The organism is Parabacteroides sp. KHUB-02 (assembly GCF_056640955.1).
The window spans coordinates 2,243,063-2,268,049 of sequence record NZ_JBWQEV010000001.1; the positions used below are offsets into that span (position 1 = coordinate 2,243,063).

At 44.0% G+C, this 24,987-nt stretch carries 24 protein-coding genes and 2 tRNA genes; 20 read left to right on the forward strand and 6 right to left on the reverse strand.

Annotated elements, in window-relative coordinates; translation table 11 throughout:
* Positions 1-32: 32 nt before the first annotated feature.
* Both ACYIA1_RS09835 and ACYIA1_RS09840 read right to left on the reverse strand, forming a co-directional pair.
* Positions 33-103, reverse strand: a tRNA-Gln gene (locus ACYIA1_RS09835).
* A 33-nt stretch (positions 104-136) separates the two neighbouring features.
* Positions 137-207: transfer RNA gene (locus ACYIA1_RS09840), tRNA-Gln, on the reverse strand.
* Positions 208-494: 287 nt separating this feature from the next.
* Here ACYIA1_RS09840 and rsfS point away from each other — a divergent pair.
* The 3 genes from rsfS (at position 495) to ACYIA1_RS09855 (ending at position 3,915) form a co-directional block, all read left to right on the forward strand.
* Positions 495-854: a ribosome silencing factor gene (gene rsfS, locus ACYIA1_RS09845; protein WP_005854895.1), complete on the forward strand. Its 360-nt coding sequence runs from the start codon at positions 495-497 to the stop codon at positions 852-854.
* A 30-nt stretch (positions 855-884) separates the two neighbouring features.
* The gene (gene ftsH / locus ACYIA1_RS09850; protein ID WP_005864950.1) at positions 885-2,939 is read left to right on the forward strand and encodes an ATP-dependent zinc metalloprotease FtsH; all 2,055 of its coding nucleotides are present in this window, start codon (positions 885-887) and stop codon (positions 2,937-2,939) included.
* A 142-nt stretch (positions 2,940-3,081) separates the two neighbouring features.
* Positions 3,082-3,915, forward strand: a complete 834-nt coding sequence (locus tag ACYIA1_RS09855) for a phosphatidate cytidylyltransferase (RefSeq protein ID WP_005854890.1) — start codon at positions 3,082-3,084, stop codon at positions 3,913-3,915.
* Here ACYIA1_RS09855 and porT read toward each other — a convergent pair.
* Complete coding sequence (porT, locus tag ACYIA1_RS09860) at positions 3,902-4,603, reverse strand: type IX secretion/gliding motility protein PorT/SprT (protein WP_008778155.1); 702 nt, start codon at positions 4,601-4,603, stop codon at positions 3,902-3,904. The two genes, ACYIA1_RS09855 and porT, sit on opposite strands and share 14 nt — an antisense overlap.
* A 153-nt stretch (positions 4,604-4,756) precedes the next feature.
* On the opposite strand from porT, the gene ACYIA1_RS09865 reads away from it, so the two are divergent.
* Positions 4,757-4,927, forward strand: a complete 171-nt coding sequence (locus ACYIA1_RS09865) for a DUF362 domain-containing protein (RefSeq protein ID WP_005854886.1) — start codon at positions 4,757-4,759, stop codon at positions 4,925-4,927.
* Between the two features lie 107 nt (positions 4,928-5,034).
* Here the strand turns inward: ACYIA1_RS09865 and ACYIA1_RS09870 are convergent, their stop codons facing one another.
* Positions 5,035-5,424, reverse strand: a complete 390-nt coding sequence (locus ACYIA1_RS09870) for a DUF3276 family protein (RefSeq protein ID WP_005864945.1) — start codon at positions 5,422-5,424, stop codon at positions 5,035-5,037.
* Between the two features lie 223 nt (positions 5,425-5,647).
* Here ACYIA1_RS09870 and nusB point away from each other — a divergent pair, with 223 nt between their 5' ends.
* From nusB to ACYIA1_RS09925, 11 genes are all read left to right on the forward strand, one after another.
* Positions 5,648-6,574: a transcription antitermination factor NusB gene (gene nusB / locus ACYIA1_RS09875; protein WP_480335144.1), complete on the forward strand. Its 927-nt coding sequence runs from the start codon at positions 5,648-5,650 to the stop codon at positions 6,572-6,574.
* Positions 6,575-6,636: 62 nt separating this feature from the next.
* Positions 6,637-6,951: a preprotein translocase subunit YajC gene (gene yajC / locus ACYIA1_RS09880; RefSeq protein ID WP_005864940.1), complete on the forward strand. Its 315-nt coding sequence runs from the start codon at positions 6,637-6,639 to the stop codon at positions 6,949-6,951.
* A gap of 14 nt (positions 6,952-6,965) precedes the next feature.
* Positions 6,966-7,979 (forward strand): YbbR-like domain-containing protein, encoded by a 1,014-nt coding sequence (locus ACYIA1_RS09885; RefSeq protein ID WP_011966616.1) that lies wholly within the window; start codon positions 6,966-6,968, stop codon positions 7,977-7,979.
* The gene (gene coaE, locus ACYIA1_RS09890) at positions 7,972-8,553 is read left to right on the forward strand and encodes a dephospho-CoA kinase (protein WP_005854875.1); all 582 of its coding nucleotides are present in this window, start codon (positions 7,972-7,974) and stop codon (positions 8,551-8,553) included. The genes ACYIA1_RS09885 and coaE overlap by 8 nt, the downstream gene beginning before the upstream one ends.
* 211 nt (positions 8,554-8,764) lie before the next feature.
* Complete coding sequence (locus ACYIA1_RS09895; RefSeq protein WP_005864934.1) at positions 8,765-9,202, forward strand: DUF5606 family protein; 438 nt, start codon at positions 8,765-8,767, stop codon at positions 9,200-9,202.
* Between the two features lie 121 nt (positions 9,203-9,323).
* Entirely contained in the window at positions 9,324-10,148 is an 825-nt protein-coding gene (locus ACYIA1_RS09900; RefSeq protein WP_048927664.1) for an alpha/beta hydrolase, read from the forward strand.
* 144 nt (positions 10,149-10,292) lie between these two features.
* The gene (locus ACYIA1_RS09905) at positions 10,293-11,258 is read left to right on the forward strand and encodes an ROK family protein (protein ID WP_005864930.1); all 966 of its coding nucleotides are present in this window, start codon (positions 10,293-10,295) and stop codon (positions 11,256-11,258) included.
* A gap of 11 nt (positions 11,259-11,269) precedes the next feature.
* Positions 11,270-12,010, forward strand: a complete 741-nt coding sequence (locus tag ACYIA1_RS09910; RefSeq protein ID WP_005864927.1) for an N-acetylmannosamine-6-phosphate 2-epimerase — start codon at positions 11,270-11,272, stop codon at positions 12,008-12,010.
* A gap of 65 nt (positions 12,011-12,075) precedes the next feature.
* Positions 12,076-14,355 (forward strand): pyruvate formate lyase family protein, encoded by a 2,280-nt coding sequence (locus ACYIA1_RS09915; protein ID WP_048927662.1) that lies wholly within the window; start codon positions 12,076-12,078, stop codon positions 14,353-14,355.
* A complete protein-coding gene (locus tag ACYIA1_RS09920; RefSeq protein ID WP_480335149.1) occupies positions 14,345-15,274 on the forward strand; it encodes a glycyl-radical enzyme activating protein in 930 nt (309 codons plus the stop codon). Before ACYIA1_RS09915 ends, ACYIA1_RS09920 begins: the two co-directional genes overlap by 11 nt.
* Before the next feature lie 64 nt (positions 15,275-15,338).
* Positions 15,339-15,929 (forward strand): sugar O-acetyltransferase, encoded by a 591-nt coding sequence (locus tag ACYIA1_RS09925; protein WP_005854862.1) that lies wholly within the window; start codon positions 15,339-15,341, stop codon positions 15,927-15,929.
* Positions 15,930-16,003: 74 nt separating this feature from the next.
* Here the strand turns inward: ACYIA1_RS09925 and ACYIA1_RS09930 are convergent, their stop codons facing one another.
* On the reverse strand, positions 16,004-16,897 hold the full coding sequence (locus ACYIA1_RS09930; RefSeq protein WP_005854860.1) for an AraC family transcriptional regulator: 894 nt from the start codon (positions 16,895-16,897) through the stop codon (positions 16,004-16,006).
* Positions 16,898-17,065: 168 nt separating this feature from the next.
* Between ACYIA1_RS09930 and ACYIA1_RS09935 the strand changes: the two genes are divergently transcribed.
* The 5 genes from ACYIA1_RS09935 to ACYIA1_RS09955 all read left to right on the forward strand — a co-directional run bounded on the left by ACYIA1_RS09935 (position 17,066) and on the right by ACYIA1_RS09955 (position 22,343).
* Entirely contained in the window at positions 17,066-17,842 is a 777-nt protein-coding gene (locus ACYIA1_RS09935; protein WP_005854859.1) for a 3-keto-disaccharide hydrolase, read from the forward strand.
* A 21-nt stretch (positions 17,843-17,863) separates the two neighbouring features.
* Positions 17,864-19,027 carry a Gfo/Idh/MocA family protein gene (locus ACYIA1_RS09940; RefSeq protein ID WP_480335152.1) on the forward strand — a complete coding sequence of 388 codons (1,164 nt, stop codon included), beginning with the start codon at positions 17,864-17,866 and terminating at the stop codon, positions 19,025-19,027.
* 69 nt (positions 19,028-19,096) lie between these two features.
* A complete protein-coding gene (locus ACYIA1_RS09945) occupies positions 19,097-20,011 on the forward strand; it encodes an endonuclease/exonuclease/phosphatase family protein (RefSeq protein WP_005864918.1) in 915 nt (304 codons plus the stop codon).
* 32 nt (positions 20,012-20,043) lie between these two features.
* Positions 20,044-21,525, forward strand: coding sequence for a Gfo/Idh/MocA family oxidoreductase (locus ACYIA1_RS09950; protein WP_005864916.1), 1,482 nt, complete (start codon positions 20,044-20,046; stop codon positions 21,523-21,525).
* Between the two features lie 2 nt (positions 21,526-21,527).
* Positions 21,528-22,343, forward strand: a complete 816-nt coding sequence (locus tag ACYIA1_RS09955; RefSeq protein WP_480335155.1) for a sugar phosphate isomerase/epimerase family protein — start codon at positions 21,528-21,530, stop codon at positions 22,341-22,343.
* A 137-nt stretch (positions 22,344-22,480) separates the two neighbouring features.
* Here ACYIA1_RS09955 and lon read toward each other — a convergent pair whose 3' ends face one another.
* The gene (gene lon, locus ACYIA1_RS09960; protein ID WP_480336317.1) at positions 22,481-24,952 is read right to left on the reverse strand and encodes an endopeptidase La; all 2,472 of its coding nucleotides are present in this window, start codon (positions 24,950-24,952) and stop codon (positions 22,481-22,483) included.
* Positions 24,953-24,987: the final 35 nt, after the last annotated feature.

Genomic DNA, 24,987 nt, shown 5'->3' on the forward strand with positions numbered 1-24,987 from the left:
TACTCTTATCGAATAACGAGGCTTTTTTTATGTTGTTCTACCTGGATTCGAACCAGGACAAACAGGACCAGAATCTGTTGTGCTACCATTACACCATAGAACAATCTCTACAAAATTGTCAAGTAAACTTTAAACGTTGTTCTACCTGGATTCGAACCAGGACAAACAGGACCAGAATCTGTTGTGCTACCATTACACCATAGAACAATATTTAACAAATCACCAACTCTCTTGTTAGCGAGTGCAAAGGTATATACTTTTTCAAAATTTGCAAATAAACCTTCGAAAAAAATATCCAGAAAAAACACGTACGTCTTTCGGATAAAACACGTACATGTTTTCTCCGAAAGACGTACGTGTTTTTTTAAAAGCTTATAACGATCGAGGAGATAGTCTCAAACAAGGTATTACACATATATTAATGAAAGAAAAAGACGTATGTAACGAATTAAGAAGTATATTTGCGACTTGGAAAATTATATCAATAGAAATAAATGGATCAAACAAAAGAATTAGTAAAAACGATTGTTGAAGGCCTTCAAGAAAAAAGAGGCAAAAATATTGTAACAGTAGATTTAAGCCAGACTTCTGGTGCCATTTGTCAATATATGGTTATTTGTGAGGGAAACACTCCTACCCAAGTTTCTGCTTTATCCGATTCCGTATGGGATTTCGCACGCAAGAATGCAAATGAGAAGCCTTTGTCTATTGACGGTACACAGGGCGCTCAATGGATCGGCATGGATTATGGCACGGTTCTTGTACATATATTCCTGCCGGAACAACGTGCATTTTATAACTTAGAGAACCTTTGGGCAGACTCGAAGGTTATACAAGTACCTAACATTGATTAAGCCGGCCTAAATATTTGATGATAATCTCTTATGGAAAATAAAAACGATATATTTAATAAAACACCGAAAGGCGGGAAACCTAAGATGTTCCGCTTTAATTTGTATTGGATGTACGGGTTGATCTTCATCATGCTTGTTGCCCTATACATGACAAATGATTCTTCGGGAACGAAAGAGCTAGGCTGGACAGAGTTCCAGAAACTAGCGCAGGAAAACGTATTCGATAAAATGACAGTCTACAACAAGAAGAACTTGGTGGAGGCTACAGTGAAAAATGGAAAGACTGAACAGGTCTTTGGGAATATGGACGTTTCTAAAATCGGGGTTTCTCCGAAAGTATACGTAAAGATCCCGTCGGCCGACAAGTTTTCCGATTTCTATGACAAAGCGGTAGCCGATAGTCATATCGATACACAAGTCCGGTTCGAGGAAGGCGATGACGCTATCTGGAATTTCTTGGTTTCATTCGGCCCGATTATCTTATTGATCGGTGTATGGATGTTCTTGATGAGACGTATGTCCGGTGGTACCGGCGCAGGTCCGGGTGGCGTGTTCAGCGTTGGTAAGGCAAAAGCTCAGCTTTTTGATAAAGATAATGACCGTAAGGTGACATTCAAGGATGTCGCCGGATTGGCGGAAGCGAAACAAGAGGTAGAGGAAATCGTCTCTTTCTTGAAGAATCCGGAAAAATATACTGAACTAGGAGGTAAGATTCCCAAGGGTGCATTGTTGGTAGGCCCTCCGGGAACCGGTAAGACATTATTGGCGAAGGCTGTTGCCGGAGAAGCTAATGTGCCGTTTTTCTCCTTGTCTGGTTCTGATTTCGTGGAGATGTTTGTCGGTGTAGGCGCCTCCCGTGTGCGTGACTTATTCCGCCAAGCGAAGGAAAAATCTCCTTGTATCGTCTTTATCGATGAGATCGATGCGGTAGGCCGTGCCCGTGGGAAGAACGCGAATATGAATAGCAACGATGAGCGTGAGAACACGTTGAACCAGCTGTTGACCGAAATGGATGGTTTCGGCTCTAACAGTGGTGTTATTATCTTAGCCGCTACAAACCGTGCGGACATTTTGGATAAAGCGTTGTTGCGTGCCGGACGTTTTGACCGACAAATCCATGTTGAATTACCGGATTTGAATGAACGTAAAGAGATATTCGGGGTGCATTTGCGTCCGATCAAGATAGATGAAAGCGTAGACGCTGAGTTCCTAGCAAGGCAGACTCCGGGCTTCTCGGGTGCTGATATCGCTAATGTTTGTAATGAGGCCGCTTTGATCGCCGCCCGTAACGGAAAGAAATTCGTACAGAAAGAAGACTTCATGAATGCGGTAGACCGCATTGTCGGTGGTCTTGAAAAACGTTCGAAGATCACGACGGAGGAAGAACGGAAATGTATCGCGAACCATGAGGCCGGTCACGCTACGTTAAGTTGGTTGTTGGAACATGCCAATCCGCTGGTTAAGGTGACAATCGTTCCCCGTGGTAAGGCATTAGGTGCGGCATGGTATTTGCCGGAAGAGAGACAGATCACCACCCGCGAGCAATTGCAGGATGAGATGTGCGCTACTTTAGGAGGACGTGCCGCAGAGGAATTAGTCTTGGGAAAAATATCCACAGGCGCATCCAACGATTTGGAACGTGTCACGAAACAAGCATATGCGATGGTCGTTTACTTTGGTATGAGCGATAAACTTCCAAACTTGAACTATTACGACTCCACCGGACAGGATTGGGGATTCACCAAGCCTTATAGTGAGGAGACCGCGAAATTGATCGATACGGAAGTACAGAAGATCATCAATGAGCAATACGACAGGGCAAAACGGATATTATCCGAGAATAAGGAAGGACATAGTAAACTTGCGCAGGTATTATTGGATCGTGAGGTAATCTACTCGGAAGATGTAGAGCATATCTTCGGGAAACGCGCCTGGATCTCCCGTTCCCAAGAGATTCTGGAGTTGCAGGAAAAGGCTAACGGAAAGAACAAGGAGAATGCGGATAAGGAGGCGGAAGCGGACGCAACAACGGAGAACGTAACCGATACTCCTACCGAAGAAAACAAGACAGGGAAAATAGCTTGACCAAAGTCAAGACATTCATAACAAGTAAGGCTGGGGTGTATCTTTGATCAAAAGTTACTATCCAGCCTTCCTTATTGCTGTATTATCAATTTATTAGTTATATTTGCAGCCAAAATTACAAACAAGCAAAAACACTATTGTTTTGAAAAATCTGATTACACGTGCATTGACTGGCATCATTTTCGTCGCGGTATTAGTCGGTGCGATCTATTTCCACTCCTATTATTTTCTTACGGTATTTGGACTCATTACCGGACTTTCTCTATGGGAGTTCTACGGATTGGTTAAACATTATGAGAATGCCGCCATCAAACGATTTGTCAGCTCCTTGGGGGGAGCCTACCTCTTCGCCGCCACATTCGGTTACGCCAATGGCTTGGTTGGAGGCAATATATTTCTCCCCTATCTTTTATTCTTAATGTATACCATGATCACCGAGCTTTACGATAAAGCCAGTAATCCAATCAATAACTGGGCATTGACCTTATTCGGTCAAATCTATTGCGCAGGCTCTTTCTCTCTGCTAAACTTCATTACATCGGTACCTAATACGCCGGGCGAGATCGTACATATCCCCTATTTTGCCTTGGCTATTTTCGTTTTCGTATGGGTAAATGATACGGGAGCTTATCTAGTGGGATCTATGCTTGGAAAAAGAAGATTGTTCGAACGTATCTCTCCCAAGAAGTCCTGGGAAGGTTTTTACGGAGGGTTGGCATTCGTATTAATAACCTCCCAAATATTCGCTTGGTTCATGCCGGCCACGAACTGGTACACATGGCTTGGATTAGCCGGCACAATCGTAGTATTCGGGACTTGGGGCGACTTGATCGAATCTTTGATGAAACGTACGTTAGGCGTGAAAGATTCCGGGCATGTATTACCCGGACATGGAGGCATGCTGGATCGCTTCGATAGCGTAATGATGGCTATTCCGGCCGCTTATATCTATATCGAGTTATTTATTCGAAATTAAATGTCAGGATCACCATACGGGATGTAGCTTTCGATAAGGCATCCGTATATTTGATATTTGCTTGATCTACCAAGTCCGGACGATCTTTCTCCAATAGGTTAACCAATCCGAAACAGAATTTCAACTCTGGGCATAACTTAAAGTAGGGTAGATAGATATCACATCCCAAGCCAAACTCAAATCCGAAGTCCGTGCTTTTCAATAGAATCGGATTACCTTTCTTACGGCCTATATCCACGGAGCCATAGATACCGCCGATCAAATAAGGACGGTAATTATTCAAGCGTAAAGCCGTATATTTAACGTCTAAGGGGAAATTCAGATAACTGGAACGAACGTTCGTGATGAATTCCTCTCCCGTAGCCTGTTCCCGAAACTTAAATTTCTTATCTCCGAAATGGATAGAAGGCGTGAAGCGTAAATTGAAATAAGGATTCATATACATATCTCCGATCACCCCGACACTAAAGCCGGGTGAGTAAGAAGGAATCTCCGCGAACCAAGTCTCTCCATTGGTCATGACACCGGTATGGGTCAATAACAAATCCTGCGAGTGAATACCCACATGAAACCCCAGATGAAGCCATTTCAAATCAGCGTACGGCTGATTCCTCACCCTTTCCTTTTGAGCCATGGCTCCCATGGTAGCCAAGCTTACCACATATAATATAAGTAATAATCGTCTCAAATCTCAACCTATTTTGTTTAATAACGAAAACCCGACAAAGATATTGCAAAAAAGAAGATTTTTGAAGAAAATAAGCCAGTAGATATTTTTTAAATAGAAAGAAAGCTATATTTTTGCACCTACTAATAGTTATCAATTTAAACGTTTAAAAAAATGGCTTACGTAATTAGCGATGATTGTATTGCATGCGGAACTTGTATTGATGAGTGTCCGGTAGGAGCAATTTCAGAAGGTGATAAATACAGCATCAACCCTGAAATGTGTACAGATTGTGGAACTTGCGCTGACGCATGTCCTACAGAGGCTATCCACCCGGCTGAATAATTCGCAGCAAAGAATAGGATTTTCCTTTGCGGAAAGCTCCTAACACATAACGGGCTGTTTCTCTCCATGAGTAAAACAGCCCGTTATCTTTTTCTCTTCGTGTTACATTAAAACTCAATATCCAACTTTATAGCACCGGAAGCCATATCCTCCTCCGGGGAATCGCCATGAATCGTTTCCTCCTCTTCAGGTTCCACCACGTCTTCCGCGGATTTCTTCAGATTTGAGTTCTTGATATAACTGATTACATCTTGCATTCCCTCCATGAACTTCTCAAAGTCCTCCTTATAAAGGAAAATCTTATGCTTCTCAAATGAGATTTGCAAACCATCCTTTGATTGAATTTTCTTACTTTCCGTAACGGCAACGAATAGGTCATCTTTCAAATTCCTCTTCACATCCAGATAATAAATCCGTTTTCCCGCTTTAATGGCTTTAGAGTATAGAATCTCCCTGTCGCCACCTTCAACATGTTTTTTATTCCTTGATTCTTCCATGACAGCTAACATTCGTTAAAAAACCACCCACTTTATATAACTTGCTTCAAATATGTGCATTTTTTTTTAATTAGCAACTATTTTAACGATCGAAAATACGCCTATTGAGGCTAAATTTGTAAAATATCATCTAACACATATAAAATTAAGTAAATCCGGATTCTTTTATGGAAAAAACGACTACCTTTGCAGCCTAATTTATAATAAGAAGTTCCTTCAAACGATGATCAACAGAATTTTAATCCGCATTAAAGTTTTACAGATAGTATACTCTTACTATCAAAACGGAAACGGTGACCTCAAAGTTGCGGAAAACGAATTGCTTTTCAGCCTTCAGAAGTCATATGACTTATATTATTATTTCTTACTCCTAATTATCGAAGTTACCAACCTGCAAAGAAGGGTCCTTGACACCCGGAAGTGCAAATACATGCCTACCGATGAGGAGTTAAACCCGAATACACGCTTCGTAGACAATCGTTTTGTCGCTCAATTAGCGGAAAACGATACGTTGAAAAAGTATGTGGACGAGCAAGGTCTCTCATGGAGTAACGACGAGGAGTTTGTTAAAAACGTATTGGATACGATCTTAAGCTCTGAAATTTACGCCGAATACTTGAAAAACGAAGAAGACTCGTACGAGACGGATCGTGAGTTCTGGCGCCAGATCTTCAAGAAAGTAATCTGTGGGAACGAGATGATAGAGGAATATCTGGAAGACAAAAGCATCTACTGGAACGACGATATTGAGATCGTAGAGACTTTCGCCTTGAAGACTATCAAGAAATTCGAGGAGAAGAAAGGTAGTAAACAAGCCTTATTGCCAATGTTCAAGGATTTGGAAGACAAGGCTTTCGCAATCAAGTTATTCCGTCAAAGTTTGTTGAAAGGTAAGGAATATCGTGAACGCATCGACAAACATATGAAGAATTGGGAAACCGAACGTATCGCCAATATGGACTTGATCATCATGCAAGTCGCCTTAGCCGAGATTTTATCGTTCCCGACCATTCCCATCAACGTTACCTTAAATGAATATATCGATGCCGCAAAGTATTATAGTACACCTAAAAGCGGAACATTCATTAACGGAATTCTGGATTCAATAGTCAACGAATTAAAAAAAGAGAAGTTATTGCTCAAAGATTAATTATTATCATTACATTTGTGCATATCATTATTGATATTAACTTGTAAAACGATTATTATAGTATGAACTTACTCAGTATTTTACTTCAAGCTCCAGCTGGAGGAAGTCAGTGGTCCGGTATTTTGATGATGGTAGTTATCGTAGCTATCTTCTATTTCTTCATGATCCGTCCGCAACAAAAGAAACAAAAAGAAATCCAGAAATCACGTGAGGCGTTGAAAACAGGCGATAAAGTGATTACCGCCGGAGGTATCTATGGAAAGATCAAAGAGATCGGTGATACTTATATGCTAATCGAGGTAGCGGATGGAGTACGTATCCGTGTAGATAAAACTTCTATTTTCGCTTCAGCGGAAGACGCTCAGCAGCAGAAATAATCTAACTACAGAATATGTCACGACTTGAGAACATACAAAATTCTTTCAAGTCTATCCAAGCAAAGACTAAGGCTTTTTTCCACGGAGACAGATGGAAAGAGGTCTTGGTCTTTTTCTTTTTCGCCCTTTTGGCTTTCGGTTTCTGGCTACTCCAAAGCTTGCAGCAGGAATATGAGATAGAACTTGTTTTTCCGGTTAAGTATAAGAACGTACCTGCCGATATAGCGTTTAATGCCCCTGAGGTGGAAACGATTACCGCAAAGGTAAAAGACAAGGGTAGCGTTTTACTCAACTATACTTTTGGAAGATCGTTTGCTCCGATTGAAGTGAACATGAAGAATACGAAGGAGAAAAATGGTTCGGTTCAAGTAAGTAAAAGGCAGATCGAGAACGATATTCAAAAACAATTGATAGCCACTACGGCATTACAAAGTTTTGATCCGCAACAAATAGATATGGATTTCAGTCAGCGGGTCCATAAGGAAATACCGGTCGTCTTTAATGGCGATATTCATCTGGAAGCCGGCTTTCAACTATCCGGGGATATCCGAATCACCCCTCAAAAGATCAACGCTTATGCCACCGCGGCGATCTTGGATACACTGACCTCGGTTAAGACGGTCTTCACCGAGGTTAAAAAGGCGAATAAAAACATTACGAGAACCGTACAACTGATCAAGGTAGACGGCGTTAACTTCGATCCGGAAAGTGTATCCATCACGATTCCGATAGAGGAGTACACGGAGAAGACATTGGAAATACCTGTCTCTTGCAGTCATATACCGCCACATTATACGGTACGTATGTTTCCGGCGGTCGTAAAAGTGACTTGCAGTGTGCCCTTGTCCCGATTCAAAGGACTTTCGGAAGATATGTTCTCGATTCATATACCTTTTGAGGATCTGGAGCAAAACGTATCTGGTACCCTACCCGTCAAACTCACCAAGAAACCAGACTGGGTGCATACGGCAATCTTATTGCCAGATAAGGTAGAATTTATTTTGGAACACAACAATAAGCATGATTAAAATAGGTATTACAGGAGGGATCGGGAGCGGCAAATCCGTCGTAGCCTCTTTATTAGCGTTATCCGGTGTACCCGTATACATAGCGGACGAGGAAAGTAAATGGCTGACAAATAACTCCCCGGTTATCCGTGAGAAATTAACAGCCCTTTTCGGTCCGGAGATTTATACGAATGAGGGATTGAACAAGAAACTTCTAGCCTCCCACATCTTTAATAATCCGAAACAATTACAACAGGTCAACCAGATCATTCATCCTGAGGTAAACCGTCATTTCTCGGCTTGGGTAGAGAGACAGACTTCCCCTTTATGTGCCATCGAATCCGCCATATTATTCGAATCCGGTTTCTACAAAGTGGTAGACATAAGCTTGATGGTCTATGCCCCAAGAGAACTCCGCATCGAAAGAGCCTTGGGGAGGGACTCAGCCTCGAGAGAAGAAATCGAACGCAGAATCAACAGCCAAATGTCGGACGAGGAAAAGAAAGATCGCTCCGATTACGTTATCTATAATGACAATAGACAGGCCCTTATACCGCAAGTAGGCAAACTGTTATGTTGGCTTCAATCCCAATAATCACCGATAGCGGGACGAGTGGCTTTTACAGCATCTTACCTTCATCATCCAATGAACTTAAGATACTCCGTCAACGAACCTAAGATACTTCGTTGATGCACCTAAGATACTTCTCCAACGAAGTTAACCGTCCTCATGACGGAAGAATTCCACTTTTTCTTATTACCTTTGTCACTTCGAAGTTTAACACTAATAGAAAATAAAAAACATTATGTTGAAGACTATTTTGTCTATTTCGGGAAAACCCGGTCTGTATAAACTGGTTTCCCATGGAAAAAACATGTTGATCGTTGAATCGCTGACTGATAACAAGAGAGTACCCGCATACGCAAAAGATAAAGTAATCTCATTAGGCGATATCGCAATCTATACGGATGAAACAGAAGTGCCTTTACATGAGGTATTGACTAGCGTAAAGAACAAGGAAGAGGGAAAAACCGCCTCTTTGGTACCTTCCAAAGCCACGACAGACCAATTGCGTGCGTACTTTGCCGAGGTATTGCCTAGCTATGATCGTGAGCGTGTTTATCCGAGCGACATCAAGAAACTACTCTCTTGGTATAACATCTTGATCAACGCAGGCATCACTGACTTCACCCCGGAAGATGCTCCGGCAGAAAAGGAAGCTGCTGAAAAAGAAGCAGAATAACAGCATACGACATAAAGATTAAAGAAAGGACCGTTCGATACCCATCGTCCGGTCCTTTTTTTAAACATACTTAAAGACTTTATTTTTCGCTATATTTGCATAATTCTAGATATCACTATTTATGAAAACAAAAACAGTTCTTCTCTTTCTTATCGTATTATTCTCAGGAATATGCCGGATACATGCGCAAGCCGATTTCTACTTGATGCAGGCATTAGGGAGTCGATATATCTACAACTCAGACTATTTTGAAGAGACCCGTGAAATGCAAGTCTATTTAAGCGGAGTAGATGGTAGCCTTAAAAGTGACTCTTTACTCGCTATTTATGTCTTAGACGCACAATATCCCCCCACATTCAATTTATTTTGTTCAACATTCGAGTTGACACATCCCAACATACCCTGTATTATTGTTGGAATATTTAATTCAAACAGGCAAAGTGAGCTGACCCCGCCTTTCACAGATTCCTTATCGGTAAAAAGATATGACAACCCGGGACATGGAAAAGAAATGCTCTCGTCATTAACGAATGAAATAATCCCTTTCATCCAAGAAAAATACCATGCGGGAAATAACAGGATTTTAGTCGGACATTCGTTGGGAGGGACATTCGTCACTTATGCGATGATGGAACACCCAGACTTATTTCCTTATATTATAGCCATATCACCGAACTATAAATACAGCGAAAATATGATGATTGATAGGTTACGAGTGTTCACGGAAACCTATCAAGGAGAAAAAAAATTATATATCTACCTAGCCAACGGAGACAAAGATAAAACAGAAGAAGACTTCAAGCCCATGATAAAAGAGGCTTGCTCCATCATCGAGAAAAATAATAGAATCGACCTACGATATGATTCTTTAAACATAAAGAAACACAGTCACACTATATTTGAAGGTTATTACAGAAGTCTCCTCTCGATAACACCTCTTCTCTAAAGTACTCTCGTAAGCTTGCGAGAGCACTTATGCAAAAATAGTCCATTATTTTAGGCTAAACCTCACATTGTCTAGGGCAGACAACTCCTCTATCTTTGCCAACAAATAATTCACTCTATTGACCTCATAAAATAAAGAGCAAAGATGGAAAGCACCAAGTATTATCTCGGTCTGGACGTTGGCGGTACCAATATGGTCGCTGGCGTAGTAGATGAGAATCACCAGATTATCGCAAAGGAGAGTATACCGACACAAGCTGGACGCACGATCGAGGAGATCACCACCGACATGGCGGAAGTCAGCAAAAAAGCGGTTCTCAAAGCAGGCTTGCAAATGGAAGACATCTCTTCTTGGGGCATCGGCATGCCTAGTTACGTAAATCCAAAGACGAACCTTTTGGTACATGCCAATTGTTTCGGATGGAAGAATGTCCCCATCTACGACTATTTAAAGAAGCATATCTCATTGCCTACTTATATAGCCAACGACGCCAATTGCGCGACCTATGGAGAGGTCTTGGCCGGATCGGCCAGCCAATATACCGACGCCATCATGCTAACGCTAGGAACGGGAGTCGGAGGCGGAATTATCATGGGTAAGAAGATTTATTCCGGATCCGATAATATGGGAGCCGAACTTGGACATACCAAATTGGTATACAATGGCGAACGCTGCACATGCGGGCAAAAAGGCTGTTTGGAAGCTTATTGCTCATCCACCGCATTAATCCGTATCATGAAAGAGACCTTACAAAAGAATAAGGACACCTTGATATGGAAACTTTGCGGCGAAGACGAAAACAAAGTCAATGGTGAGATTCTTTTCGAGGCCGCTAAACAAGGGGATTCCCTCGCTAAACAGATCGTCGATGACTATATCAGTAGACTGGCCGCCGGAATCTCCACGTTCATAACCATCTTCCGTCCGCAAGTAATCATTTTAGGGGGGGGTATCGCACATGCAGGTGACCTGCTGTTGAAACCTTTAAACGAGAAACTACATACTTGTACCTTCGCCGCCGAGGAAATAGGTATCCCCCAAGTCATCCGTGCGGAATTAGGAAATGACGCCGGAATAATCGGCGCCGCACTTTTAGAGAAAACGATGTAACGAAAAAAAATATGAAAACAAATAAGAAAGAACTTTTAGATTCATTCAAGGGAGGACTGATCGTATCCTGTCAAGTACAACACGATGATCCGACTTTTTCAGTAGACTTTGTCGTAAAAATGGCAAAAGCCGCCCAATGGGGAGGAGCCGCGGGTATCCGTGCCAACGACCCAGAGCAGATCAAGGCGATTAAAAAAGAAGTGGATTTACCAGTAATCGGGCTTTGGAAAATCTGGCACGATGACACAGATGTGTTTATCACCCCAACCTTAGAGGCCGCTAAAGCCGTATGGGAAGCCGGAGCCGAGATTATCGCCTTGGACTGTACGAGCCAAATAACCCATGAAGGCCGCCCTGCATACGAATTGCTACCAATCGTCAAGAAAGAGATACCGGAAGCTATCATTTTTGCGGATGTCTCTAATTATGAGGAAGCTGTACGTGCCGTAGAAATGGGAGCCGATATCGTTGGCCCTACCTTATATGGATATACGGAAGCAACCAAGCATATCGAGCAACCGGATTTACGGGAATTCGCCCGTATGTGCCGTGACTTTAAAGACAAAGCCTATGTCATTATGGAGGGGCATATCTACTCGCCGGAAGATGCCATGAAATGTATCTTCCTCGGAGCTCATTCCGTAGTAGTAGGCAGCGCGATCACCCGTCCGCACTTGATCACGAAACGTTTTACGGACTTACTAACCGGTTATCAAAATAATTGGCGGGAAGCCGAAAGAAGCAAACATTAAAAAATCATCTGCTTGTAGAGATAGGGCATGCCCCGTCTCTACACAATATTAACAACAATAATCATATGGCAAATTTCAATGTAGAAGGGGCGCAAAACGTAGAGATCAGCAAGAAATTACCTTGCGAGAAACCTCTGATCGTACAACTGGAGATCATGGAGCGGTATACGGCAGTCCATAAAGCCTGTGCCGCCCTACCCAAAGAGATACGTGAAGTGGAATGCCTGAAAGTTTTATACCCCACGCTATTTCGCAAGATCACGAATCAAGACTTGATCGCCGGACGTACGGACTTCCTACCGATCGGGTTCGGATGCGTAACTTCCTTAGGGGGTGTCGGGCATTATTGCGTATTCAAGAAACTCCGTGCCTTCCAGCAACAACTGGATGAAACTGAACGAAAACGGGTGGATGCGTTATATGATTATTGGTTGGATCACGATTTAAAGACCCAATTCAACAAGGAGGTCCTCACCGAGGATACATTGGGTATGTTCATCGACTGCGAATACCCGATGATCGCTACCGCACGTCTATCCGGAATGATGCTGGATTACCCGAAACTATTGGATAAGGGCATCGGTGGCCTTCGCTCTGATTTACAGGAGAAACTCAAAGAGCAACCCGATAATAACTTTTACAAAGCAGGCATCCAATGTCTGGATATTTTTGTAGATTGTGCTTCTCATCTCCAGCAAGACGCTAGAGAGCAAATGGCTTCAGCCAACATGAAAAGGCAAAAAGAATTAGAGCGTATCTGCCAAGCCCTAGAGAACATCAAGGAGAAGAAACCCGGTACGTTCCATGAAGCGATGCAGTTATTCTGGTTATTCGCTTTGTTGGCCGGTGTTATAAACTACGGTCGTCTGGATGATTATCTAGGCCCTTATTTAGTAGCCGATCTCAAGTCCGGGCGATTGACCGACGAAGAGGCATACCGATATATCCACTCGCTTTGGACCATGATTGAAAATCGCCGTACAACCGTAAACGGACGTATCATCGTAGGCGGTAAAGGACGCAAACATCCGAAAGAGGCCGACGTATTCCTGCATATCGCCATGAAAGTAGCGAAAAATTGCAGGTATGTAGAGCCACAATTCACCTTGCGTTTCGATAAAGATACCTCCGAGGAAATCTGGGACGAAGCGTTGGACGCTTTGGGTGCGGGAGCTACTTACCCGACCCTTTACAATGACGACGTAAACGTCCCGGCCGTCATGTACGGAATGCGTGTAGACGAGAAAGCAGCGGAACAATACGTGCCTTTCGGGTGTACCGAGTTCGTGATACAAGGACAAAGTACGGGTACGCCCAACATCTGCATCAATTTACTAAAACTACTTACGATTTATATGAATGATGGTATCGACCCGATTGACGGTAAACGTAAATCCGGGCCGGTACCTCTAAAGAAATTAGAGGAGTATCAGACATTCGAGGAATTCTATGACGGTTACAAGGCTTTACTCGATTATTATCTGGATCTGTCTGTCAAAGCCCAATACCATTCGTATGAGGTGATGAACCAGCACGTAAGTTTCTTGTTTACCAGCCTATTGACCGATGATTGCATCGCACGGGGAAAAGCGCTTTTGGACGGAGGCGTACGTTATCTAGGCGGGACAAACGAGACGTATGGCAATATCAACACTTCCGATTCCCTGTGGGTAATCCGGGATCTGGTATTCAATCAAAAAAAATACACGTTACGGCAATTGAATGATGCCATGCTAGCTAATTTTAACGGCTATGAGGCTTTACGAAAAGATTGCCTAAACTGTGATAAATATGGTAACGACCTTGAGACTGCCGATACGATGGCCAACGATTTGTACGAGTTCGTAGCGAAAGGCGTACGCAATCGCGGTATCGCCATCGGTATGCAATACTTCTTGATCGTTATCAGCAATAATCAATTAAACACGGAATGGGGAAACCGGACCGCCGCCTCACCCGACGGGCGATTATCGTGCATGTATATGAATCCTGCCAATAATCCGCAAGGGGGAGCGAATAAAAGCGGCCCCACGGCCATGCTGAATTCCTTGGCGAAGTTCGACGCCAAGTATCATGGAGGCTCGGTACAAAACATTAAGTTTTCTCCTTCCATGTTCAACGAGAACAGGGCTGTCATCAAGAGCCTGTTCAAGACTTATTTTGCGAAAGGGGGTTGCCATTTGATGGTGACTGTAGTAGATAAGGGAGTTTTAGAAGACGCGGTAGAGCACCCGGAAAATTACCCGGACCTAATCGTCCGGGTAAGCGGGTTCTCCGCGGTATTCGTCGATTTATCTCCCAATATTCAACAGGAACTTTTAAGCAGGGTATTATATGATGAATAAATATAAGGTTAGCGAGAATAGGTTATCAATCATGGAGATCGAACGGTTCGCCGTTCACGACGGCCCGGGCATCCGGACCGTCGTTTTCCTTCAAGGTTGTCCCCTACATTGTCCATGGTGCTCCAACCCGGAATCCCAGAAAAGGAAACCGCATCTGCTCCATATCAAGAATAAATGTATCGGATGCGGACGTTGCGAGGCGATTTGTACACGGGGAAATATCTCCATCCAAGATCATTATCCGGTATTTAATCGGCAGGCTTGTGTGGCGTGCAAGGCTTGCGAGCGTATATGCCCGCAGAACGCTATTAAGTTTGTCGGTGAATCAATTACCTCATCCGAGGTTATGGAAATCCTTTTACGTGACCGGGATTATTACCTGAATTCCGGTGGAGGGGTTACGTTTTCCGGAGGGGAAGCTTTCACGCAATTCGAGGGATTGATGGATTTGCTGATCCAATGCAAGAACGAGAAACTGCATACCTCCGTAGAGACTTGCGGGCAAGTGAATCTTGATAAGATAAAGCAAGCGCTTCCGCTTATCGATTTGTTCTTGTTCGATATCAAACATACGGACAAGGATTTACTTCAGAAAGAAACCGGAGCGAACTTGGATACGATCCTCACGAATTTACGGTATATATCCAGTAAGAGCGCTAATAAAGTAACGATCCGTGTACCGGTAATCCCCGGTTTCAATTTCAATGAGAATACGCTTCGGGAAATATTCATGCTGGCGAAAGAAAATCGTATCAAATGCGTATACCTGCTTCCCTACCATACATTGGGAAAAGATAAATACGAGCAATTAGGTCTCACCTATCCTTATCCCTGCGAGCAAATGCTAGCCAAAGAAGAGCTGTTCCCCTTTAAGGAGATGGGGGAAAAAATGGGTTTGGAAATACGAATCGGAGGATAAACTCCTCCCAATAAAATAGTATCTTCGCGCAAATCATCGTTTTATAAATCTTAGTAAGAGACATATGAAAACAGAAAAAGAGAAAGCGGCGGAAGGTCTATTATACAATGCGAATCATGATAGTGAGCTTCAAGATGAGATGAAAAGAGCGAAATGCGTCCTTTTCAAATACAACCAATTGCCCCCCGACCAAGAGGAAGAAAAAGATCGGATTCTAACCTCTTTTCTAGGCAAGAAAGGGAAGAACACCGTTATCCTATCCCCTTTCCAATGCGATTATGGCTATAATATCGAGATTGGGGATAATTTCTTCGCCAACGTGAATCTCGTTATCTTGGATGGAGCGAAAGTTCGTATCGGCAATAACGCATTCATCGCCCCGAACGTAGGCATCTATACCGCCGGCCACCCTTTTGACGTAAAGCAACGTAATGAGGGTTTGGAATACGCTTTTCCCGTGACCATCGGCGATAACGTATGGATCGGTGCGCAAGCCTGTATCCTTCCGGGGGTGACCATTGGCGATAACACGGTAATCGCCGGAGGTAGTGTCGTAACCAAAGATATTCCGGCCAATGTTATAGCTGCCGGCAATCCCTGCCGTGTAATCCGGGAAATAACGGAAGCCGACCGGAATAAATACCGCCAGCCCTAAGCTCCCGTTTAGGGTATCCCTAAGCCCTCGTTTAGGGCAGCCCTAAATTCCCGTTTAGGTTCATCGTAAATATCTCACTTCGGTAACGAGTGCCGGTAATCCTTGGGTGATGTCCCTACTATCTTCTTAAAGATACGGCTGAAATAGTAGGGATCGTCAAAGCCCAGTTTCAAGGCGACTTGATTGATCTTCATATTCGTATGTAATAATAGCTGGCAAGCCCGGTCTATTTTCATATGCAAGAAATAATTCATCGGAGCATAACCGGTTTCCTTGAAGAAAAGCCTGTACATATAAGATTCCGAATAGCCGAAATGAGAGGCCAATTCCTTTAATGTCAATTTATTTTCCAGATTCTCCGTCATGAAGTGGGTCGCCAAACTAATAAAGAACGTATTCTCCGCCTTGCTTTTGGAGAATTTAGCCTCCCTATACGTCTTCACATAGAGGAAAGAGGCGATCAAATGATTGAAACTTAAATTGACGTAATTAACCGTAGCCTCATCCGTCCCACTCTCCAACACATTCAATAGTTCATCAAAAAAAGCGATACGATCGCCGATACGGGAATTATCATCCATGTCGATCGGGATCACCCCTTGCAGTTGATCGCTGATATACTTCGCCTTTTTCCCTTTAAAATGTGCCCAATAAATATACCAAGGATCATGCTCGCTCGAACCATATTGATGGGGCTTCTCTGCCGGGAGGATGAAAAAATGATTCTCGGGTACGACATATCGTTTTCCATCCAACACGTACCAGCCCTCTCCTTTGGTGCAATAAATTAAAAGATACTCTCCACAACCGGACGCACGATCAATATAATGGCTTTCCGCCTTCGGAAAATACCCCATAGAGTGTACGACCAAGTCCGCAACTAACGGGTTGTTCAACGCTTGTTCTATAACGTAGAAAGGATAGACAATCAATCGCTGACCGGAAAAACCATGCTTTATTTTCGCCATAAACCAGAACTTTTAGATGGTTACTGAATAACGCAAAGATAATCCATTTTTTTTAGCTAGATACTCTATTATCCAAATCCTTTATGTGCAGTATTTTTGCCAATGAACAAATAAACCATATCAAATGGCGTTATCATAAGGAGATAATTAAACTAAATATTCTAATATATGAAAAAGATCGTATCTATTTTTCTAGTAACCATTTACGGGATGTGTATGGTTGCATGTGGAAGTCGTTCCTCATCCACGGAAGTAAAAGATAATGTATTGACTGAGGAAGAAAAAGCGGAAGGCTATACCTTGTTATTCAATGGCAAGGATTTTACCGGTTGGAAAATGTTCAACGGGGGTGATGTCAAGGGATGGCAGGTAGAAGACGGGGTGATCGTCGGCTACGGAAACGGTGGTGACGTGATAGCGGATACTACGATCAAGGTAAGTACCGATATCGTTACCGTTAAGAACTACCATAATTTCCAGATCAAATGGGATTGGAAAATCGGGGCGCAAGGAAACTCAGGATTCTTATATCACGTACAAGAAGGGCCTAAGTACAAAGCTCCTTTTGAAACCGGCCCGGAATACCAGTTGATCGATGACGATAACTATCCTTGGGTCAGCGAGACCGGAAAAGAGGGATTGGAAGACTGGCAGAAAACGGGTTGCAACTACGCTATGTATGTACCGGAAACCAAACAGGTGAACCCTCCGGGAGAATGGAACTCCTCTATGGTACTTTACAAGGATGGATATGTTGAGCACTGGCTGAACGGAGAAAAACTATTCTCTTTCCAAGAAGGGTCCGAAGATTGGAAGATGCGTCGTTATAGCGGTAAATGGGAAGCTTTCCCCGATTACGGTATCTCTACCACCGGTAAACTTTGTTTTCAGGACCATGGAAGTAAAGTATATTTCAAGAATGTGAAGATTAAGGATTTAGACTAATTGTATTAAGAAATCAATGCCATGAATAGAAAAGAATTCTTTAAAGTATCGGCCGCAGCAAGTCTCGCGTCACTACTATCACCCCTTTCCGCCTATGCGGAGAAATTCGAATCGGAAGGTAAAAAGGTGAAAGTAGCCGTTATCGGTTGCGGAAGTGTATCTACCCAATATTTTCCCCATATATCGAAGTGCCCGTATGTAGAAATCGTAGCTTGTTGCGATATCAAACCGGATCGTGCTCAAAAGGCGGCCAAGCAATATAATATACCTAAATGGTACAAGCATATCGATGATATGCTTAGCGGTTCCAAGTTCGACTTGATGCTTACATTGACCGATATGCAGGTTCACGGAGAGTTGAACCGTAAGGCTTTAATGGCGGGAAGAAATGTCTGGAGCGAGAAACCTTTGGCGAATTCCTATAAGGAAGGCAAAGAATTATACGATCTCGCTACTAGCAAGGGGCTTCGTATCTGGGGTGCGCCTGCCGTTGTAAACAGTCCTCAATTTGCCTTTATGGCCGAACAAATCAATAAAGGAACCCTAGGTAATCTGGCATGCGCGCACGGACATTACGGACATGAAGGTCCTTCTTGGTCCGCTTTCTTCTACGAACCGCTAGGTGGCAGTATGCCCGACTTAGGAGTTTATAATATCGCTACCCTAACCGGATTATTGGGACCGGCTAAATCCGTTGTTGCCATGACTACAATCGTAACCCCGGAGAGAACCGTAGACGATAAGGGCAAGATCAAAGTTCGAGAAGAAGATAATGCCATGATTATCATGGAACACGAAAAGGGAGTCCTTTCTCATATCGAGTGTGGTTTCAACTATTTCGATCCATACGGACATTTAGGTAAAGGACAGGAGAAAGCGACGATCTCCTTATACGGTTCACACGGCAATATGCATATGGTAGGTTACGACTGGGCACCGAACGGGGTGGACTTATCGACGATGGATCATCCGGTACCCCAGCGTTTCGTTCCGGACACCAATGGCTATGTTTGGCAAGAAGGTGCTTCCGATATCAGCAAACACATGGCATTAAACACGGAACCACCTATAAATGTCGAGCATGCGTTACACGTATTAGAGATTATCGAGGCCGCCCGAAAATCACAAGCTACAGGTCAACGCATCCAGCTTGTATCGAAGTTTCCTTGGCCGATGGTAAAATAAATTAAGAAGTCTTAGTAGTGAAAAGAACGGGACATTTAATATATTTGTTCCTGTAAATACCAGAGAAACATGAGGAAGATAAGTGAAATTTTATGCTGCGTAGCCATACTTTGTTGTGCATTGAGCGCATGTAGCGACAAGCCGGCAACGGTAAAAGTCAGCAGTTTCAATATTTGGTTGAATACCCTAGGGGGAAAGCTTCCCCCTAGCCAGACAGCGAAAGTGATCGAGGCTAGCCAGACGGATATCGTAGGAATCCAAGAAGGGCATATCTATGAAGAAGACGGCATCAAGCACGATCATGTGCCGGAAATCGCGGAATCCCTAGGTTTCCACCTTTTCAACCAAGGGGAGGGACATTATATCTTATCTCGTTATCCGGTCGTCGACAGTACGGCTTCCCGCTACGGGGTGAAGATACAGGTAGGCAAAGACAAATTCTGCTGGATGTTTAATTGCCATCTATATTATATCCCGTATCAGCCTTATCAATTGAATGGGATTCCTTATGGCGATTATCCGTTTATCGATACCGAGGAGGAAGCTATCCGGTTCGCCAACGAGGCCCGACGTGAAGAAGTAACTCGTTATCAAAAAGATATACAGCAAGTCATGAAAGAAGGTTATCCTGTCTTTTTAACAGGAGATTTTAATGAGCCTTCTTTCTTGGACTGGACACAACGGGCCGCCGATGCCGGTATCCACAAGATCAAGGTGGAGTGGCCGGCAACCAAGGCTTTCTCTGAGATCGGGATGAACGACTCCTACCGGACAATCCATCCGGACGAGGTCTCCACACCCGGCTATACATGGACTCCCGTTCCTAGCGAACAAGAAATACTAGACCGTCTGGATTTCGTACTATATTCCGGATGTAAGGTAACAGACTCATTTATCACAGGCGAAAGCGAGACCACCTCGGACGTGGTAGTCTCCCCTTACCCTTCGGATCATAGAATGGTAACCTCCTGTTTCAATTTCTAACAGTAACTACTAAAAAAAACAAATTATACAACATGGAATCAAGAAGAGATTTTCTGAAAAAAGCAGCCGTAGCGGCAGCTGGTCTAACAATCGTCCCCTCTAAAACGATCGCTGGATTAGGCCATAAGGCACCAAGTGATACAATGAATATTGTCGGTATCGGTATCGGTGGTAAAGGCCACCCGAACTTGGTCGGCATGAAAACCGAGAACATCATCGGGCTTTGCGATATCGACTGGAAATACGCGAAGAACTGCTTCGAGGAATTCCCGGACGCTAAACGTTATTGGGACTGGCGAAAGATGTTCGATGAGTTGGGCGACCAGATCGACGGTGTCATGGTAGCTACTCCGGACCATACTCATGCCACGATCGCAGCCACGGCCTTGACAATGGGGAAGCACGTATATTGCCAAAAGCCGCTTACCCACTCCGTTTACGAGAGCCGTTTATTGACAAAACTCGCCGCTAAATATAAGGTAGCGACCCAGATGGGTAACCAAGGGAACTCCGGCGATGGTGTACGTCAATTATGCGAATGGATCTGGAACGGAGAGATCGGTGAAGTAAAAGAAGTACACGCATGGACCAACCGTCCGATCTGGCCGCAAGGATTACAGCGCCCAACCGAAAAACAACGTTGTCCGAAGACGATGAATTGGGACTTATTTATCGGCCCGGCCGCCATGCGTCCGTTCCATGAGATCTATACCCCTTGGAACTGGCGTGGATGGTGGGATTTCGGAACCGGAGCTTTCGGAGATATGGCTTGCCACGTGCTCGACCCGGTTTATCAATCCTTGAAGTTAGGTTATCCGGATCGCGTACAAGGCCGTTCTACCCAGATCAATACGGAATCCGCTCCTCAATCGGAGGTGGTAGAATTCCGCTTCCCGGCTCGTGACAATCTTCCAAAGGTAGCCTTGCCGGAAGTGAAAGTATATTGGTACGATGGCGGTATGCTTCCTCAGCGTCCGGACTTATTACCGGATGGCGTAGATATGATGCGTGACGGTTTGGGTGGATGTATCTTCGTAGGTACTAAAGATACGTTGATCTGCGATTGCGGAGGTTTCAACTCCCGGTTATTATCCGGCCGTGTACCTCAAGTAACCCCTTATTTGCGCCGTATCCCGAACGCTACCGGATACTTCGACGGTTTCCATGAGCAAGACTGGATCCGTGCTTGTAAAGAATCTCCTGAGAACCGTGTGGAAGGAACTTCCAACTTCGCTTATTCCGGACCATTCAACGAGATGGTGTTATTAGGCGTATTGGCGATCCGTCTGCAAGGCTTGAACAAGAAATTGATGTGGGACGCCCAAAACATGCGTTTCACCAACATATCCTCTTCCGACGTATTGAAGATCGTAACCAGCGATGATTTCAAGGTGATAGACGGTCACCCCTATTTCGATACGAAATACGCGGAGTTCAATGCGCTAGAGGCTGCCAACGAATATATCAGACATACCTATCGTGAAGGCTGGAGTCTTCCGGAAATGCCGGTATAAGTATGAAACGATATATTATATTAGCACTATGTACGGTCATGCTCCTTGGGCAGGCCGTACAGCTGGCGGCGCAAAAAGCGGACTGGAAGGTGGGTATACAGACTTGGACTTTCCACAATCTTACGTTGATGGAGACCTTGGATAAGACCCAACAATTGGGCATGGGGTATGCGGAAGCTTTCTTTTTCCAAGAATTGGGCGCTCCGTTCCCAAAAGAGACCTATCTGAATTACGACTTGAGCGATGATGACTGCGCTTTATTACGCCACGAGTTCAAGATAAGGGGAATCAAGCCGATCGCCTTTGGTGTAGCCTCTTATGGGACTAACGAGGAATGGGATAAGTTCTTCGCATTCGCTCATAAAATAGGCGCACATATCGTGACTGTCGAACCGGAGTTAAACCAGTTGGACTACATCGAATCCCTCGCCAAGAAGTACGATATGGAGGTAGCGATCCATAACCATCCGAGTCCATGCATTTACGCAAGTGCCGAGGTGGTAGAGAAAGCGCTGAAAGGCCGTTCTCCCTTGATGGGAGTATGCGCCGATATCGGCCATTGGAAACGAGTGGATGAAGATCCGCTCAAGAATCTCCAGAAGTTGTCCGGACGCATCAAAGTAGCACATTTGAAAGACCTCACCGACAAGATGGAAGACGCTACATGGGGAACCGGGATCTTACCGGTAAAAGCGTTCGTCAACGAGCTGAAGCGTCAGCATTTCAACGGACTTATCTCCATTGAGTACGATGATTTCAAATCCGATATCCAAGAGATACGCAACAGCTTGGAATTCCTACAGAAATGCTCTAAATAAAGGCATACTCTTCCTTTAAAAACACCTATATCGGCATAGGCCCACACGTATATACGTATAGGCTTACGCCGATATTAATATGGGCCTACACGTATATACGTATAAGCCCACACCAATATATGCATAAAAAGTCGTTATTAAAACAATGGATTATCCACCTTTTCTCTCAGCAACGCCAGATCCACCACCTGTTGAATGTCACTCACATAATGGAACACCAAGCCTTTCAAATACTCCGGTTTAATCTCATTGATATCCTTCTCATTCTCCTTGCAAAGAATCAACTCCTTGATCCCGGCACGTTTAGCCGCCAAGATCTTCTCCTTGATACCACCTACAGGAAGCACTTTGCCACGCAACGTGATCTCGCCGGTCATAGCCAAGTTCTTTTTCACCTTACGCTGAGTAAAGGCGGAGACAAGAGAAGTCACCATCGTTATTCCGGCACTCGGTCCGTCTTTCGGGATCGCCCCCTCCGGTACGTGGACATGCACATTCCAGTTCTCGAACAACTCCTCGTTGATATTAAACTGAGCCGCATGCGCATGGATATACTCAAGTGCCAACATGGCAGACTCTTTCATCACATCTCCCAGATTCCCGGTCAAAGTAAGCTTTGATCCCTTACCTTTACTTAAGCTCGACTCCACGAAAAGAATCTCACCACCAACAGCTGTCCAAGCTAATCCCGTAACCACGCCGGCATAGTCATTCCCTTGATATTTATCGCGGGAATATTCGACCGCCCCTAGATATTCATACAAATCCTCCGGCTTAATACTAGTCGGGATAGGCTCATCGCTAGTGACCTTACGGGCTAGCTTACGCATGATTTTGGCGATTTTCTTATCCAATTCCCGGACACCGCTCTCGCGTGTATAGGCTTCAACGATCACTTGTAAGGTTTTCTTGGGGAATTTCACGGAACCTTTCTTCAAGCCGTGTACATCCATCTGCTTAGGCACGAGATGCTTCGCTGCGATCTCTACCTTCTCCTCCATGATATAACCGCTCACCTCGATCAGTTCCATACGATCCAGCAACGGCTGGGAAATCGTATTCAAATTGTTAGCGGTAGCGATAAACATTACCTTGCTTAAATCGTAATCGATATCCAGATAATTATCGTGAAACGCATTATTCTGCTCCGGGTCCAAGACCTCCAATAAAGCGGATGCTGGATCCCCCTTGAAATCATTCGTGATCTTATCGATCTCATCTAAGATAAAGACAGGGTTCGATGTTCCCGCCTTCTGTATATTCTGGATGATACGTCCGCACATAGCACCAATATAGGTACGACGATGTCCGCGAATCTCGGCCTCATCATGCAATCCACCTAAAGAGACACGTACATATTTACGGCGCAAAGCCTCTGCGATGGAACGCCCCAATGAAGTCTTGCCGACTCCCGGAGGACCGTACAAACAAATGATCGGAGATTTCATATCCCCTTTCAGTTTCAATACGGCCAGATGCTCGATAATACGCTCTTTCACCTTCTCCAAACCATAATGATCACGATCTAAGACCTTCTGGGCATGAGATAAGTTGAAATTGTCCTTACTATACTCGTTCCACGGCAAGTTAACAATATTCTGGACATATTGCGTCTGTACGGAATAATCCGGAGATTGCGGATGCAATCGTTCCAATTTTCGCAATTCCTTCTCAAAGACCTGCGCTACCTCGGCAGGCCATTTCTTACGACTGGCTTTCTCCCGTAATTCTTTTATCTCCAACTCATTGATATTCCCGCCCAATTCCTCTTGAATCGTCTTGATTTGCTGTTGAAGGAAATATTCTTTTTGTTGTTGATTGATATCCTCATGTGTCTTCATCTGGATGGAAGCTTTCAACTCCACCAGCTGATACTCGCGGTTCAAGATAAAAAGTAACCGATACGCACGCTCTTTTAAGTCCCCGATCAATAACAATTGCTGTTTCTCGGCCGATCCACTCGGTATATTGCTACAAGAGAAATTGACCACATACAAGACATTCTTATTATTCTTGATCGAGAAGATCAAATCCCGGGGAGGTTCAGCCACGGCCCCAAGCATCTTGATGGTCAAATCCTTGATCGTTGAGATCAAAGCCTCGAACTCGCGGTCTGTCTTGTCCGGCTTCGTGTCCTCCAACACGGTGATCTTACCGGAAAGATACGGATCTGTCTCGGTCAACTCATTCAATTCAAAGCGTTTCTTACCTTGAAGAATAACAGTAGTGCTACCATCCGGCATCTCTAAGACACGAACGATGTCAGCGATTACCCCGGTAGTATATAAATCCTCTAAAACCGGATCTTCCGTACCCATCTCTTTCTGGCAAACAACTCCGATCAAACTCTTTTTATGTACAGCCTCTTTAATCAGGCGCATCGATTTAGGACGCCCGATAATCACCGGCAAGGCAACACCCGGAAAGAGTACCATATTCCTTAACGGAAGAATGGGTATAGTGTCTCCAACTTTCTCTATTCCTTCTGCGAAATCCTCATCTACATCGCATTCTGTAAGAATTGGCATTACGATACCAATATTGTCATCCAAGTCATCAAACGAATTCTGGCAAAATACTCTCGTCTTTTCTTTCATATATACATTCATCATTGTATATGTTAATACAATAAACGTGCCAAAGT

Coding starts and splice junctions, on each gene's coding strand:
- rsfS (WP_005854895.1), top strand. CDS start 495: ATGGATCAAACAAAAGAATTAGTAAAAACGATTGTTGAAGGCCTTCAA.
- ftsH (WP_005864950.1), top strand. CDS start 885: ATGGAAAATAAAAACGATATATTTAATAAAACACCGAAAGGCGGGAAA.
- ACYIA1_RS09865 (WP_005854886.1), top strand. CDS start 4,757: ATGGCTTACGTAATTAGCGATGATTGTATTGCATGCGGAACTTGTATT.
- ACYIA1_RS09870 (WP_005864945.1), bottom strand. CDS start 5,424: ATGGAAGAATCAAGGAATAAAAAACATGTTGAAGGTGGCGACAGGGAG.
- nusB (WP_480335144.1), top strand. CDS start 5,648: ATGATCAACAGAATTTTAATCCGCATTAAAGTTTTACAGATAGTATAC.
- yajC (WP_005864940.1), top strand. CDS start 6,637: ATGAACTTACTCAGTATTTTACTTCAAGCTCCAGCTGGAGGAAGTCAG.
- ACYIA1_RS09885 (WP_011966616.1), top strand. CDS start 6,966: ATGTCACGACTTGAGAACATACAAAATTCTTTCAAGTCTATCCAAGCA.
- coaE (WP_005854875.1), top strand. CDS start 7,972: ATGATTAAAATAGGTATTACAGGAGGGATCGGGAGCGGCAAATCCGTC.
- ACYIA1_RS09895 (WP_005864934.1), top strand. CDS start 8,765: ATGTTGAAGACTATTTTGTCTATTTCGGGAAAACCCGGTCTGTATAAA.
- ACYIA1_RS09900 (WP_048927664.1), top strand. CDS start 9,324: ATGAAAACAAAAACAGTTCTTCTCTTTCTTATCGTATTATTCTCAGGA.
- ACYIA1_RS09905 (WP_005864930.1), top strand. CDS start 10,293: ATGGAAAGCACCAAGTATTATCTCGGTCTGGACGTTGGCGGTACCAAT.
- ACYIA1_RS09910 (WP_005864927.1), top strand. CDS start 11,270: ATGAAAACAAATAAGAAAGAACTTTTAGATTCATTCAAGGGAGGACTG.
- ACYIA1_RS09915 (WP_048927662.1), top strand. CDS start 12,076: ATGGCAAATTTCAATGTAGAAGGGGCGCAAAACGTAGAGATCAGCAAG.
- ACYIA1_RS09920 (WP_480335149.1), top strand. CDS start 14,345: ATGATGAATAAATATAAGGTTAGCGAGAATAGGTTATCAATCATGGAG.
- ACYIA1_RS09925 (WP_005854862.1), top strand. CDS start 15,339: ATGAAAACAGAAAAAGAGAAAGCGGCGGAAGGTCTATTATACAATGCG.
- ACYIA1_RS09930 (WP_005854860.1), bottom strand. CDS start 16,897: ATGGCGAAAATAAAGCATGGTTTTTCCGGTCAGCGATTGATTGTCTAT.
- ACYIA1_RS09935 (WP_005854859.1), top strand. CDS start 17,066: ATGAAAAAGATCGTATCTATTTTTCTAGTAACCATTTACGGGATGTGT.
- ACYIA1_RS09940 (WP_480335152.1), top strand. CDS start 17,864: ATGAATAGAAAAGAATTCTTTAAAGTATCGGCCGCAGCAAGTCTCGCG.
- ACYIA1_RS09945 (WP_005864918.1), top strand. CDS start 19,097: ATGAGGAAGATAAGTGAAATTTTATGCTGCGTAGCCATACTTTGTTGT.
- ACYIA1_RS09950 (WP_005864916.1), top strand. CDS start 20,044: ATGGAATCAAGAAGAGATTTTCTGAAAAAAGCAGCCGTAGCGGCAGCT.
- ACYIA1_RS09955 (WP_480335155.1), top strand. CDS start 21,528: ATGAAACGATATATTATATTAGCACTATGTACGGTCATGCTCCTTGGG.
- lon (WP_480336317.1), bottom strand. CDS start 24,952: ATGAATGTATATATGAAAGAAAAGACGAGAGTATTTTGCCAGAATTCG.